This is a genomic window from Martinezella sp. CNPSo 3964, from assembly GCF_057784375.1.
The window spans coordinates 590,457-604,198 of the sequence record NZ_JBXSOW010000001.1 but is presented as its reverse complement, the minus strand read 5'-3'; the positions used below and the strand labels follow the sequence as shown (position 1 = coordinate 604,198).

The following is a 13,742-nucleotide window of genomic DNA, read 5'->3' as shown; positions in this document are numbered from 1 at the left end:
ATGACGGCGATGGAGACGATGTGGGTGACCCGCATGGCTCGATCGCAAAGCTGGTCTTGCGGGGACAAGGCTTGGCAAAGTTTATTGTGAGCGAACCGGTGTCATCAGGCGTTTGAGCCGCCGCGATGGCAACCCGGTCTGCGATCATGAAATTGTCTGCGGCCAGGTTGGGCTGAAGACGTGACATAGGACTGAGTGGACGATGGCTAAACTGAAGATTGACGGTAAAGAGATCGAAGTTCCGGATCACTACACGCTTATCCAGGCGTGCGAGGAAGCCGGCGCCGAAGTCCCGCGCTTCTGCTTCCATGAACGACTGTCGGTGGCCGGCAATTGCCGCATGTGCCTCGTCGAGGTGAAGGGCGGCCCGCCGAAGCCGCAGGCATCCTGCGCCATGGGTGTTCGCGACATCCGCGGCGGCCCGAACGGCGAGCTTCCGGAAGTCTTCACCAACACGCCAATGGTCAAGAAGGCCCGCGAAGGCGTGATGGAATTCCTGCTGATCAACCACCCGCTGGATTGCCCGATCTGCGACCAGGGCGGCGAATGCGACCTGCAGGATCAGGCCATGGCTTTCGGTATCGACAGCTCACGCTATCAGGAAGACAAGCGTGCCGTCGAAGACAAGTATATCGGCCCGCTCGTCAAGACCGTGATGAACCGCTGCATTCACTGCACGCGCTGCGTTCGCTTCACGACTGAGGTTGCTGGTATCTCCGAGCTCGGCCTCATCGGCCGCGGTGAAGACGCTGAAATCACCACTTATCTCGAGCAGGCGATGACCTCCGAGCTGCAGGGCAATGTCGTTGACCTTTGCCCGGTCGGCGCGTTGACCTCGAAGCCTTTCGCCTTCACGGCTCGCCCTTGGGAACTGAACAAGACCGAATCGATCGACGTCATGGACGCGCTCGGCTCGGCAATCCGCGTCGATACGCGCGGCCGCGAAGTCATGCGCGTGCTGCCCCGCGTCAACGAGCAGATCAACGAAGAGTGGATCTCCGACAAGACCCGCTTCATCTGGGACGGCCTGAAGACGCAGCGCCTCGACAAGCCCTATGTCCGCAAGGATGGCCGCCTGCAGCTAGCCAGCTGGAGCGATGCCTTCGCTGCCATCAAGTCGGCGGTTTCTGCCACCAGCGGCGACAAGATCGGCGCCATCGCCGGCGATCTCGCTTCGGTCGAGGAAATGTACGCTCTTGGCGAACTGCTGAAATCGCTGGGATCGGAAAATCTCGACTGTCGCCAGGACGGGACGGCGCTTGATCCGTCGCTCGGCCGCGCAAGCTACATCTTCAACCCGAGCATCCAGGGTATCGAAGCCGCTGATGCGCTGCTGATCGTCGGCGCCAATCCGCGCTTCGAGGCTGCTGTCATGAACTCGCGCATCCGCAAGCGCTGGCGTCGCGGCAAGTTCCCGATCGGTGTGATCGGGGAGGCTGCAGACCTTCGCTACTCCTATGACTATCTCGGCGCTGGTCCGGATACGCTGGCCGATCTCGTCAGCGGCTCGCACAGCTTTGCTGACGTGCTGAAGAACGCTCAGAAGCCGATGATCATCATCGGGCAGGGAGCCCTGACACGCGAAGACGGTGCCGAAGTGCTGGCGAATGCCGCCAAGCTCGCCACCGCCGTCGGTGTTGTCAAGGAAGACTGGAACGGCTTTGCCGTGCTGCACACCGCTGCTTCACGCGTCGGCGGCCTCGACCTCGGTTTCGTGCCGGGCGCAAAGGGCGTCAATGCCGCCGCGATGCTGTCGTCGATGGACGTCCTCTTCCTGCTCGGCGCCGATGAACTCGACTTCAGCCGCAAGGGCGCGAAGTTTACCGTCTATATTGGCTCGCACGGCGATAACGGCGCCCAGAACGCCGATGTCATCCTTCCGGCAGCAGCCTACACCGAAAAGTCGGGCACCTGGGTCAACACCGAAGGTCGCGTTCAGATGGGCAACCGCGCCGGCTTCGCGCCGGGCGACGCCCGCGAGGACTGGGCGATCATTCGCGCCCTTTCCGACGTGCTCGGCAAGAAGCTTCCCTTTGATTCGCTGAGGGAATTGCGCTCGAAGCTCTATGCAGCCTTCCCGCATTTCGCCGGTATCGACGAGATTGCCGAAGCCGATAGCGCCCAAATTGCCGCACTTGCGAAAAAAGCCGGCGCGATGGGCAAATCGGCATTTGCTTCGCCGATCAAAGACTTCTATTTGACGAACCCGATAACGCGCGCATCGGCTGTCATGGCCGAGTGCTCGGCATTGGCCCGCAACAATTTCCGCGTTGCGGCAGAGTAAGGGCACAGGACTATGGATTCATTCGTTTCGACCTATCTCTGGCCGGCGCTGATCATGATTGGCCAGTCGCTGCTGCTCCTGGTCTGCCTGCTGGTCTTTATCGCTTACATTCTGCTTGCCGACCGTAAGATCTGGGCTGCCGTTCAGCTGCGTCGCGGCCCGAACGTCGTCGGTCCCTTCGGTCTGTTTCAGTCTTTCGCCGACTTGCTGAAGTTCATGTTCAAGGAGCCGATCATCCCGGCCGGCGCCAACAAGACCGTGTTCCTGCTGGCTCCGCTGGTGTCCGTGGTGCTGGCGCTCTCCACCTGGGCCGTCGTGCCGGTGGCGCAGAACTGGGTCGTCGCCGACATCAACGTCGGCATCCTCTACATTCTGGCGATTTCGTCGCTGGAAGTTTACGGCATCATCATGGGCGGCTGGGCTTCGAACTCGAAATACCCGTTCCTCGGCGCGCTCCGTTCAGCGGCGCAGATGGTGTCCTACGAAGTCTCGATCGGCCTCGTCATCGTCACCGTGCTGCTCTGCGTTGGTTCGCTGAACCTGACGGATATCGTGCTGTCGCAGCAGACCGGCCTCGGCACCAAGCTAGGCCTGCCGGCCTCGTTCCTCGACTGGCACTGGCTGTCGCTCTTCCCGATGTTCATCGTGTTCTTCATTTCGGCGCTGGCTGAAACGAACCGTCCGCCCTTCGATCTTCCGGAAGCGGAATCGGAACTGGTTGCCGGCTTCATGGTCGAATACGGTTCTTCGCCTTACATGATGTTCATGCTCGGCGAATACGCGGCCGTCGTTCTGATGTGCTCGCTGACGACGATCCTCTTCCTCGGCGGCTGGCTGCCTCCGGTCGATATCTGGATCCTCAACTGGGTTCCGGGCATCATCTGGTTCCTGCTGAAGTCGTGCTTTGTGTTTTTCATGTTCGCGATGGTGAAGGCATTCGTGCCGCGCTACCGCTACGACCAGCTCATGCGCCTTGGCTGGAAGGTTTTCCTGCCGCTGTCGCTCGCCATGGTCGTTATCGTTGCATTCGTGCTGAAGCTGACGGGATGGGCATGATGATGTCGATCCTCGCTTCAAGCAGATTTGGAGGTTGAAGATGGCCGGAATTTCCAACGCCGTCAGCTCGCTGTTCCTCAAGGAATTTGTCGGCGCATTCTTTTTGTCGATGCGTTACTTCTTCAAGCAGAAGGCAACGATCAACTATCCCTTCGAAAAGGGGCCGGTCAGCCCGCGCTTCCGTGGCGAACACGCGCTGCGCCGTTATCCCAACGGCGAAGAGCGTTGCATCGCCTGCAAGCTCTGCGAGGCCATCTGTCCTGCCCAGGCCATCACCATCGAGGCCGGGCCGCGCCGCAACGACGGCACCCGCCGCACGGTGCGTTACGACATCGACATGGTGAAGTGCATCTATTGCGGCTTCTGCCAAGAGGCATGCCCGGTCGACGCCATCGTCGAAGGGCCGAACTTCGAATTTGCCACCGAGACCCGCGAAGAGCTCTACTTCGACAAGGCGCGGCTTTTGGACAATGGCGACCGCTGGGAACGCGAAATCGCGCGCAACATCGCGATCGACTCGCCGTACCGCTGAGCGGAGTTTTGAATATGCCGTGACGGGCGGCCGATTGTCGCCGTCGCGGTTGAATCTAGACCGGGGCTTTGCCGGACTTATCGTCCGGTCGAGCTCCATCGGGCAGGGAAACTCCCGGCTGCCCGGGGGAAGACGAAAAAGGCACCAACATGGGTCTGCAGGCTCTTTTTTTCTATATCTTCGCCTTTGTCGCTGTGGCGTCGGCGTTCATGGTCATCTCGGCGCGGAATCCGGTCCATTCGGTCCTGTTCCTCATCCTGGTATTCTTCAACGCGGCCGGCCTCTTCCTTTTGATGGGGGCTGAATTCCTGGCGATGATCCTGCTGGTCGTTTATGTCGGCGCCGTGGCGGTTCTCTTCCTCTTCGTCGTCATGATGCTCGATATCGACTTCTCGGAATTGAGAGCCGGCATTCTGGAGTATGCCCCGATCGGTGCTTTGATCGGTATCATCCTCGCCGCCGAGCTCATCGTCGTCATCGGCGGCAGCGTGATTTCGCCGACCATTGCCAAGTCCGTCGCCATGCCGATCCCGGCTCTGACGCAGCGGACGAACACCGCCGCCCTCGGCGACGTGCTCTACACCAACTACGTTTACTTCTTCGAGATCGCTGGCCTCGTTCTGCTGGTCGCGATGATCGGTGCAATCGTGCTGACGCTGAAGCATCGCACGCACATCAAGCGCCAGAACATTTCCCAACAGGTCGCCCGCACGCCCGCGACCGCCGTCGAGGTGGTCAAGGTCAAGCCGGGGCAGGGCGTCTGAGGCGAGGCACGAGGATCAAAGGAACAAGAACATGGTCATCGGACTTTCCCATTACCTCACGGTCAGCGCCATCCTCTTCGTGCTCGGCGTCTTTGGTATCTTTCTGAACCGCAAGAACGTCATCATCATCCTGATGTCCGTCGAGCTCATATTGCTCGCGGTCAACATCAACATGGTCGCCTTCTCGTCGTTCCTCAACGACATCGTCGGCCAGGTTTTCGCTCTATTCATTTTGACCGTCGCTGCAGCTGAAGCTGCGATCGGTCTTGCAATTCTCGTCGTCTTCTACCGTAACCGCGGCTCCATCGCGGTTGAAGACGTCAACGTGATGAAGGGCTGATAAAGCTATGTTTTTATATAAGGCTATCGTCTTTCTTCCCCTGATTGGCGCGATCATCGCCGGCCTTTTCGGCCGCGCGATCGGCGCCAAGGCTTCGGAATATGTAACCACCGGCCTGATGATCATCGCGGCCGTCCTCTCGTGGGTCGTCTTCTTCACCGTGGCGCTCGGCCATACGGATGGCCCGATCAAGGTCGAAGTCCTGCGCTGGATCCAGTCCGGCGGCATCGACGTCTCCTGGTCGCTGCGCGTCGACACGCTGACCTCGGTCATGCTGATCGTCGTGAATTCGGTCTCGACCCTGGTTCACGTCTATTCGATCGGATACATGCACCACGATCCGCATCGTCCGCGCTTCTTCGCCTATCTCTCGCTCTTCACCTTCGCCATGCTGATGCTGGTGACCTCCGACAACCTCGCCCAGATGTTCTTCGGCTGGGAAGGCGTCGGTCTCGCCTCCTATCTGCTGATCGGCTTCTGGTTCAAGAAACCGTCCGCCTCGGCCGCTGCGATGAAGGCCTTCATCGTCAACCGCGTCGGCGACTTCGGCTTCGTGCTCGGCATTGCGGGTGTTTTCGTTCTCTTCGGCTCGATCAATTTCGACGTCATCTTCGGCAATGCCCAGAGCTTCGCCTCCGGGCAGGGCGGTCAGCCGACGGATATCGTGCTCAACCTCTTCGGCATGCATCTCGATCGCGGTCACGCGCTGACGGCCGTCTGCCTGCTGCTCTTCATGGGCGCGATGGGCAAGTCGGCGCAGTTCCTGCTGCACACCTGGCTGCCGGACGCCATGGAAGGCCCGACGCCGGTTTCCGCACTCATCCATGCCGCAACGATGGTCACCGCCGGCGTCTTCCTCGTCGCCCGCATGTCGCCGATCTTCGAATTGTCGCAGGATGCGCTGACCGTCGTCACGATCGTCGGCGCGATCACGGCCTTCTTCGCCGCAACCGTCGGCCTCGTGCAGAACGACATCAAGCGCGTCATCGCCTACTCGACCTGTTCGCAGCTCGGCTACATGTTCGTCGCCCTCGGCGTCGGCGCTTATGGCGCTGCGATCTTCCATCTCTTCACCCACGCCTTCTTCAAGGCTCTGCTCTTCCTCTGCGCCGGCTCGGTCATCCACGCCGTCGATGGCGAGCAGGACATGCGTCATATGGGTGGCCTGCGCCCGCACATCCAGAAGACCTTCTGGATGATGATCATCGGCACGCTGGCGATCACCGGCGTCGGCATTCCGTTGACCCACATCGGTTTTGCCGGCTTCATCTCGAAGGATGCGATTATCCTGGCGGCCTTCGCCTCGCACAATGCAGCCGCCGGCTTCGCCTTCACGCTGCTCGTCATCGCCGCGATGTTCACCAGCTTCTACTCCTGGCGCCTGATCTTCATGACCTTCTTCGGCAAGCCGCGCGCCTCGCACGAAGTCATGCACCACGTGCATGAATCGCCGAACGTCATGCTGATCCCGCTTTACCTGCTGGCGATCGGTGCTGTCGGTGCCGGCATGTATTTCAATGCTGATTTCGTCGGTCACGCCTACGAGGAATTCTGGAAGCATGCCCTGTTCACGCTCCCGGACAACAAGATCCTCGAAGAGATGGAACATGCGCCTTTGTGGGTTGAGCTCAGCCCCTTCATCGCCATGCTTCTCGGCCTCGTCACCGCCTGGTATTTCTACATCAAGTCGCCGGAAACGCCGCGCCGTCTCGCCCAGCAGCAGCGCGTGCTATACGAGTTCCTGTTGAACAAGTGGTACTTCGACGAACTTTATGACTTCCTCTTCGTCCGCTCCGCCAAGGCGCTTGGCCGCTTCCTCTGGAAGAAGGGCGACATCGGGGTCATCGATACCATCGGCCCGAACGGCATTGCCGCCCGCGTCGTTGATGTCACCAACCGCGTCGTGCGCCTGCAGACCGGCTACCTCTATCACTATGCCTTCGCGATGCTGCTCGGTATTGCGGCCCTCGTTACCTGGATGATGCTCGGGAGTTCCCTCTGATGACCGATTGGCCCATTCTTTCAACGGTCACATTCCTGCCGCTGGTAGGTGTCGTTCTCCTGTTGTTTACGCAGGACGACGGTGCCAATGGCCGCCGGAACGTCCTGAACATTTCGCTGGCAACGACCATCGTCACCTTCATCGTGTCGCTGTTCGTCTGGATCTGGTTCGACAATGCCAATCCTGGCTTCCAGCTCGTCGAAAAGCATGACTGGCTGACGAGCGGCATCAGCTACCACATGGGCGTCGACGGCATCTCCATGCTGTTCGTCATCCTGTCGACCTTCCTGATGCCCTTCTGCGTGCTCGCAAGCTGGCTTTCGGTCGAAAAGCGCCTGAAGGACTACATGATCGCTTTCCTCGTCCTCGAGACGATGATGATCGGCGTGTTCGTGTCGCTGGATATCGTGCTGTTCTACGTCTTCTTCGAAGCCGGCCTCATCCCGATGTTCCTGATCATCGGCGTCTGGGGCGGCAAGGATCGCGTCTACGCCAGCTACAAGTTCTTCCTCTACACGCTGCTCGGCTCCGTGCTGATGCTGCTCGCCATCATGGCGATGTACTGGCAGGCCGGCACGACCGACATCCCGACGCTGCTCGCCTACAAGTTCCCGCCGCAGCTGCAGACCTGGCTATGGCTTGCCTTCTTCGCCTCCTTCGCGGTGAAGATGCCGATGTGGCCTGTTCATACCTGGCTTCCCGACGCGCACGTTCAGGCGCCGACGGCGGGCTCTGTCATTCTGGCGGGCGTCCTCCTGAAGCTCGGCGGCTACGGTCTCATCCGCTTCTCGCTCGGCATGTTCCCGAATGCTTCGGAATATTTCGCGCCGCTCGTCTTCGCCCTTTCGGTCATCGCCATCATCTACACCTCGTTGGTCGCGATGATGCAGGACGATATCAAGAAGCTGATCGCCTACTCGTCGGTCGCCCACATGGGCTATGTGACGATGGGTATCTTTGCAGCCAACCAGCAGGGCGTACAGGGTGCGATCTTCCAGATGCTCTCGCACGGTATCGTCTCGGGCGCGCTCTTCCTCTGCGTCGGCGTGATCTACGACCGCACCCATACCCGCGAAATCGCGGCTTATGGCGGCCTGGTCAACAACATGCCGAAATATGCCGTCGCCATGATGGTCTTCACCATGGCGAACGTCGGTCTGCCCGGCACTTCCGGCTTCATCGGCGAATTCCTGACCCTGATCGGCGTTTTCCGCGCCAATACCTGGGTTGCGCTCTTCGCCGCGACCGGCGTGATCCTGTCGGCGGCTTACGCGCTCTGGCTCTACCGCCGCGTCATTTTCGGCGCGCTGGAGAAGGAAAACCTGAAGAAGCTCCTGGATCTGTCGCCGCGTGAACAGCTGATCCTCTATCCGCTGATCGCGCTGACGATCCTCTTCGGTGTCTATCCGGCTCCGATCTTCGATGCCACGGCGGCTTCGGTGGATCTGCTGGTGAACAATTATACCGCTGCCCTGCACGCTGCGCAGAATGTTGCGCTGTCGATGAATTGATGACGGGACCTATTCGACATGACTGCTGACACAATTCTTGCAAGCCTGCATCTTTCCATTCCGGAGCTCATCCTCGCGGTCGGTGCACTTGCGTTGCTCATGATCGGCGTCTTCTCGGGCGAGCGGTCGGGACCCACGGTCACCGGTCTTGCCATCGCGCTCCTCGCGGTGGCCGGTCTCTGGATCATTTTCGTGCCGGGCGAGGGCCTTGCCTATGGCGGCGCCTATCTCGCCGACGGCTTCTCCCGCTTCATGAAGATCGTCGCGCTGGTCGGCTCGATCGTCGCCATGTTCCTCAGCATGGGGCAGGCGCGCGAGCAGCAGCTCGATCGCTTCGAGTTCCCGGTTCTGCTCGTGCTCGCGACCCTCGGCATCCTGCTGATGATTTCGGCGCACGACCTGATCTCGCTCTACCTGTCGCTGGAACTGCAGTCGCTGGCGCTCTACGTCGTGGCCGCGATCAACCGCGACAGCCTGAAGTCGACCGAAGCCGGCCTGAAGTATTTCGTTCTCGGTGCACTGTCGTCGGGCATGCTGCTCTACGGCATGTCGCTGGTTTACGGCTTCACGGGCCACACGACCTTCGATGCGATCGCTACCGCGCTGAGCGCCGAGACCCGTTCGCTCGGCCTCGTCTTCGGTCTGGTCTTCGTGCTTGCAGGCCTCGCCTTCAAGATTTCTGCCGTGCCGTTCCACATGTGGACGCCGGACGTTTACGAAGGTGCGCCGACCCCGGTCACCGCCTTCTTCGCGGCGGCGCCGAAGGTTGCCGCCATGGCGATCCTGACGCGTATCGTCGTGACGGCCTTCCATCCGGTCCTGGCCGATTGGCAGCAGATCATCGTCTTCATCTCGATCGCCTCGATGGTGCTCGGCTCCTTCGCCGCAATCGGCCAGCGCAACTTCAAGCGACTGATGGCCTATTCGTCGATCGGTCACATGGGCTACGCGCTCGTCGGTCTCGCCGCCGGCACCAAGACCGGCGTCTCCGGCGTCATGCTCTACATGGTCATCTACATGGTCATGACGCTCGGCTCCTTCGCCATCATCATGGCGATGCGCCGCAAGGACGGTCGTCAGGTCGAAAGCATCGAGGATCTCGCCGGCCTTTCGACGACCAACCCCTTCATGGCGGTCGTGCTGACGGCGCTCATGTTCTCGCTGGCAGGCATCCCGCCGCTCGCAGGCTTCTTCGGAAAGTACTTCGTCTTCGTCGCTGCCATCCAGGCGCATCTCTATGCGCTCGCCATCATCGGTGTTCTGGCTTCGGTCGTCGGCGCTTACTACTATCTGCGCGTCATCAAAGTGATGTGGTTCGATGAGGCCAAGGATGAATTCGCACGTACCGCTGGTTCGCTGCGCCTCGTCTTCGGTCTCTCCGGCCTGTTCGTCATTGCCTATGTCTTCTTCGGCGGCGTAATCGGCGGTGCTGCCGATCTCGCCGCTGCGACGCTGTTTTGATGGCGTCTGACATGAATAGCCGGAAGTCGCTTGCCGACTTCCGGCACGATGCCCTTCAAGAGACTTCGTCCACAAACAACGTGTGCCTTGAACGCGCACGCGCCGGCGATCCTGGAAACCTTTGGGTGACCGCGGAGCGCCAGACGGGTGGGCGCGGCCGCCGCGGCCGGCCCTGGGTGTCTGAAGCCGGCAATCTCTATGCATCTCTCCTTCTGATCGATCCCGCTCCCATGGACCGGCTCGGCTCTTTGCCGCTTGCGGTCGCGGTCGCCGTGCATCAGGCGGTGCGTGGGGTGTTGCCGCTCGCAGCCGAACCGGCCGAGATCAAGTGGCCGAACGATATTCTGATCGGCCGCAAGAAGACCTGCGGTATCCTGATCGAAGGCGAGGCTCTTCCGGATGGCCGTTATGCGCTTGTCATCGGCATCGGCATCAATATTGCCGTCATGCCTGACAATCCGATGTATCCGGTCACCTGCCTGAGACAGCAAGGCTCGATGGTGTCGCCGGACGAGCTGTTTGCCCATCTTTATGCCGCTATGTCCGAGGCACTCGATGCCTGGAACCGCGGCAAGGGCATTCGGGAAATCACCGCGCGCTGGCGCGAATTTGCATGCGGCATCGGCGAAAAGATCACGGTAAACTTGCCGGATCGCTCAATTTCGGGCCATTTCTCCGGAATCGATGATAATGGCTTGTTGATGCTCGAGACCGAGGACGGCAGGATCATGCCGATTGCCGCGGGCGACGTTTTCTTTAGGTAATGGGTAGGGATCACATGGCGAAACAAGACGAATTGGTGTTTCTGCCTCTCGGCGGCGTGGGCGAAATCGGCATGAACCTCGCCCTTTATGGCTATGGTCCGGCGGAGCAGCGCCAGTGGATCATGGTCGATTGCGGCGTCACATTCCCGGGACCGGATCTGCCTGGAGTCGATCTCGTATTGCCGGATATCCGTTTCCTCGCCAAGGAGCGCAAGAACCTCAAGGGCATCATCATCACCCATGCCCATGAAGATCACTATGGCGCGTTGAACGATCTCTGGCCGGGCCTGAATGTTCCGATCTATGCCTCCGCATTCACCGCTGGCCTTCTCGAAGCCAAGCGCGATTACGAGAAGTCGATGGGCGAGATTCCGGTCACGCTGTTCAAGGCAGGCGACCGCATCAATGTCGGCCCGTTCGAGATCGAAGGCGTGGCCGTCAATCATTCGATCCCCGAGCCGATGTCGCTGATGATCCGCACGCCTCTCGGCAATGTCGTTCATACGGGTGACTGGAAGATCGATCATGAGCCGTCACTCGGCCCGCTGACCGATGAGACCCGCTTCCGCCAGCTTGGCGAAGAGGGCGTGCTGGCGCTGATGTGCGATTCCACCAATGCGCTGCGTGATGGCGTTTCGCCTTCCGAGAAGGATGTTTCCGAAAGCCTGCGCAAGATCATCGAGGATGCCGAGGGTAGGGTGGCGATCACCACCTTCTCGTCGAACGTCGGTCGTATCCGCACTATTGCCGAGGCCGCTGAAGCCGCCGGCCGTGAAATATTGCTGCTCGGCAGCTCGCTGAAGCGCGTCGTCGATGTCGCCCGCGATATCGGCCTCATGGAAGGCGTCAAGCCCTTCATCGCCGAAGACGAATATGGCTATATTCCGCGCGACAAGGTCGTGGTGATCCTGACCGGCAGCCAGGGCGAGCCGCGCGCAGCTCTGGCCAAGCTGGCCCGAGACGAGATGCGCAACGTCGCATTGGCATCCGGCGATATCGTCGTCTTCTCCTCGCGTGCCATTCCCGGCAATGAGAAGGCGATCCAGGACATCAAGAACGGCCTGATCGAACAGGGCGTCCATGTCGTGACGGACGCGGAAGCGTTGGTTCATGTCTCCGGCCATCCGCGCCGCAATGAGCTGCAGAAGATGTACGAATGGACGCGCCCTAAGGTCGTCGTGCCCGTGCATGGCGAAGCAACGCATCTGACCGCGCATAAGGAACTGGCGGAACAGAGCGGCATTGCCACAGTGCCGCGCGTGCGCAACGGCGATGTGCTGCGTCTAGCACCCGGTCCGGTCGAAGTCATCGGCGAAGCGCCGCATGGCCGCATCTTCAAAGACGGTATTCTGATCGGCGATTTCGACGAGATGGGCATCGGCGAGCGCAAGAAGCTCTCTTATGTCGGCCACGTCGCCGTCAACGTCGTGCTCGATGCGCGCTATGACATAGTCGGCGATCCCGATCTCGTGCCGATCGGCCTGCCAGCCTATGACGACGAAGGCGAGGAGATGGAAGATACGCTCTTCGATGCTATCGTCAGCGCCATCGAAAGCATTCCGCGCGCGCGCCGCAAGGATCTCAACGTGCTGCAGGAGGCCGTTCGTCGCGCGGTGCGGGCAGCGGCAAACCAGGGCTGGGGCAAGAAGCCTCTCGTCACGGTCTTCGTAACCCGTACGGGCAGCTGAGTTCGACCGGTGGATCGGGGAGGAGAGAACCATGTTGGGACGCATCAATCACATCGCGATCGTCGTTCCCGATATCGCTGCGGCTTCCAGAGCCTATCGCGAAACGCTCGGCGCTATCGTATCTCCGCCGCAGGAACTGCCGGAGCATGGCGTCACCGTCGTCTTCGTTGAGCTGCCGAACAGCAAGGTCGAGCTGCTTGAACCGCTGGGCGAAACCTCGCCGATTGCTTCCTTCCTCGCCAAGAACCCGGATGGCGGCATGCACCATATCTGCTACGAGGTTGCGGATATCCTCGCGTCACGCGATCAACTCATCGCCAAGGGCGCCCGCGTGCTCGGTAACGGCGAGCCGAAGATCGGCGCGCATGGCAAGCCGGTGCTCTTCCTGCATCCCAAGGATTTCTTCGGCACGCTCATCGAGCTTGAGCAGGTGTGACACCGCAGCTTGAGGCGAGTGTGACATTAAAACGCTGATCGGCGCTTTGAAAGACGACTGCTTTGCCCCTATAAGCAGCTTGGAAGAGGAAGAGGCGATAAACTCGTCTCGAAGGGAGTATAATGGCACAGCAAATCGTCGCCGGTTTCGCCGTCTATTTCGTCATCTGGTGGATTACGCTTTTCGCCGTTCTGCCTTTCGGTCTGCGAACCCAGGCTGAGGATGAACATGTGATCCTTGGCACGGTCGAAAGCGCGCCGACGAAATTCCGTGCATGGCGGGTCGTGCTGGTCACGACGCTGGTATCGGCTCTTATCTATGGCACCTGGTATATCGCCTCGCGCTACTTCGGCCTGAGTATAGATTCCATCCCCCAGATCGTTCCAAGCTACAAATGATCTACGAAAATCGTAGATGAAAGGTGCCTGAAATGTGGCGCCTTGCGATCGCCATCAATTTGTCACACGCCTGTCATGAGGGTGGCGCAAAGAATTTACAGCTTGTGTATATTATTTCAGCAGAAGAGCGAACCAAAGGTTCCGGGCAGGCCAGGGGATGTTGAGGCGCTGAGAAAGCAAAAAAAAAAAACAAGGCTATAAGCCTTGTTTTAAAGTATCGCGTGATCCTTATCCGTTACCGGGGCAGCGAACGAGCGCGCCTAAGATCTGATCCTCCCAAGACTTGACCGCGAAACGGCAAGAATTTAGCCTTCCTGCCTCTTTTGTGAGCTAAAATTAGCTCAAACATTGAGCTTTGTCATCCTTTTTTTTGCTTTTTTGCTACAACCGCGCAGAATTTTTCTGTTGACGAATTTCCGTCGTAAATCCTTATAAACGTGCGCTTTTTCGAAACATCGAAAATAGGCTCTATCCCCTGTATTCTCGGGCTTTTGTCAAATTCTTCT

At 59.7% G+C, this 13,742-nt stretch carries 12 protein-coding genes; all 12 read left to right on the top strand.

Features of this window, described 5'->3' with window-relative positions; translation table 11 throughout:
* Window positions 1-202 precede the first annotated feature (202 nt).
* Window positions 203-2,284, top strand: a complete 2,082-nt coding sequence (nuoG, locus tag AC13Q5_RS02975) for an NADH-quinone oxidoreductase subunit NuoG (protein ID WP_488500803.1) — start codon at window positions 203-205, stop codon at window positions 2,282-2,284.
* Between the two features lie 12 nt (window positions 2,285-2,296).
* Window positions 2,297-3,340, top strand: a complete 1,044-nt coding sequence (nuoH, locus tag AC13Q5_RS02970) for an NADH-quinone oxidoreductase subunit NuoH (protein ID WP_015339512.1) — start codon at window positions 2,297-2,299, stop codon at window positions 3,338-3,340.
* Between the two features lie 40 nt (window positions 3,341-3,380).
* Complete coding sequence (gene nuoI, locus AC13Q5_RS02965) at window positions 3,381-3,872, top strand: NADH-quinone oxidoreductase subunit NuoI (RefSeq protein WP_069614971.1); 492 nt, start codon at window positions 3,381-3,383, stop codon at window positions 3,870-3,872.
* Window positions 3,873-4,021: 149 nt separating this feature from the next.
* The gene (locus AC13Q5_RS02960) at window positions 4,022-4,636 is read left to right on the top strand and encodes an NADH-quinone oxidoreductase subunit J (protein ID WP_075852287.1); all 615 of its coding nucleotides are present in this window, start codon (window positions 4,022-4,024) and stop codon (window positions 4,634-4,636) included.
* A gap of 31 nt (window positions 4,637-4,667) precedes the next feature.
* Complete coding sequence (nuoK, locus tag AC13Q5_RS02955; protein WP_007689961.1) at window positions 4,668-4,976, top strand: NADH-quinone oxidoreductase subunit NuoK; 309 nt, start codon at window positions 4,668-4,670, stop codon at window positions 4,974-4,976.
* A gap of 7 nt (window positions 4,977-4,983) precedes the next feature.
* The gene (nuoL, locus tag AC13Q5_RS02950) at window positions 4,984-6,978 is read left to right on the top strand and encodes an NADH-quinone oxidoreductase subunit L (RefSeq protein WP_075852288.1); all 1,995 of its coding nucleotides are present in this window, start codon (window positions 4,984-4,986) and stop codon (window positions 6,976-6,978) included.
* On the top strand, window positions 6,978-8,489 hold the full coding sequence (locus AC13Q5_RS02945; protein WP_075852289.1) for an NADH-quinone oxidoreductase subunit M: 1,512 nt from the start codon (window positions 6,978-6,980) through the stop codon (window positions 8,487-8,489). Before nuoL ends, AC13Q5_RS02945 begins: the two co-directional genes overlap by 1 nt.
* Window positions 8,490-8,507: 18 nt before the next feature.
* Window positions 8,508-9,950 (top strand): NADH-quinone oxidoreductase subunit NuoN, encoded by a 1,443-nt coding sequence (gene nuoN / locus AC13Q5_RS02940; protein WP_457880093.1) that lies wholly within the window; start codon window positions 8,508-8,510, stop codon window positions 9,948-9,950.
* The gene (locus AC13Q5_RS02935) at window positions 9,950-10,714 is read left to right on the top strand and encodes a biotin--[acetyl-CoA-carboxylase] ligase (protein WP_075852291.1); all 765 of its coding nucleotides are present in this window, start codon (window positions 9,950-9,952) and stop codon (window positions 10,712-10,714) included. The genes nuoN and AC13Q5_RS02935 overlap by 1 nt, the downstream gene beginning before the upstream one ends.
* A gap of 14 nt (window positions 10,715-10,728) precedes the next feature.
* A complete protein-coding gene (locus AC13Q5_RS02930) occupies window positions 10,729-12,402 on the top strand; it encodes a ribonuclease J (protein WP_488500802.1) in 1,674 nt (557 codons plus the stop codon).
* Window positions 12,403-12,433: 31 nt separating this feature from the next.
* Window positions 12,434-12,838 (top strand): methylmalonyl-CoA epimerase, encoded by a 405-nt coding sequence (gene mce, locus AC13Q5_RS02925; RefSeq protein WP_488500801.1) that lies wholly within the window; start codon window positions 12,434-12,436, stop codon window positions 12,836-12,838.
* A 122-nt stretch (window positions 12,839-12,960) separates the two neighbouring features.
* Window positions 12,961-13,236, top strand: coding sequence for a DUF1467 family protein (locus AC13Q5_RS02920; protein WP_075852294.1), 276 nt, complete (start codon window positions 12,961-12,963; stop codon window positions 13,234-13,236).
* Window positions 13,237-13,742: the final 506 nt, after the last annotated feature.

Coding starts and splice junctions, on each gene's coding strand:
- nuoG (WP_488500803.1), top strand. CDS start 203: ATGGCTAAACTGAAGATTGACGGTAAAGAGATCGAAGTTCCGGATCAC.
- nuoH (WP_015339512.1), top strand. CDS start 2,297: ATGGATTCATTCGTTTCGACCTATCTCTGGCCGGCGCTGATCATGATT.
- nuoI (WP_069614971.1), top strand. CDS start 3,381: ATGGCCGGAATTTCCAACGCCGTCAGCTCGCTGTTCCTCAAGGAATTT.
- AC13Q5_RS02960 (WP_075852287.1), top strand. CDS start 4,022: ATGGGTCTGCAGGCTCTTTTTTTCTATATCTTCGCCTTTGTCGCTGTG.
- nuoK (WP_007689961.1), top strand. CDS start 4,668: ATGGTCATCGGACTTTCCCATTACCTCACGGTCAGCGCCATCCTCTTC.
- nuoL (WP_075852288.1), top strand. CDS start 4,984: ATGTTTTTATATAAGGCTATCGTCTTTCTTCCCCTGATTGGCGCGATC.
- AC13Q5_RS02945 (WP_075852289.1), top strand. CDS start 6,978: ATGACCGATTGGCCCATTCTTTCAACGGTCACATTCCTGCCGCTGGTA.
- nuoN (WP_457880093.1), top strand. CDS start 8,508: ATGACTGCTGACACAATTCTTGCAAGCCTGCATCTTTCCATTCCGGAG.
- AC13Q5_RS02935 (WP_075852291.1), top strand. CDS start 9,950: ATGGCGTCTGACATGAATAGCCGGAAGTCGCTTGCCGACTTCCGGCAC.
- AC13Q5_RS02930 (WP_488500802.1), top strand. CDS start 10,729: ATGGCGAAACAAGACGAATTGGTGTTTCTGCCTCTCGGCGGCGTGGGC.
- mce (WP_488500801.1), top strand. CDS start 12,434: ATGTTGGGACGCATCAATCACATCGCGATCGTCGTTCCCGATATCGCT.
- AC13Q5_RS02920 (WP_075852294.1), top strand. CDS start 12,961: ATGGCACAGCAAATCGTCGCCGGTTTCGCCGTCTATTTCGTCATCTGG.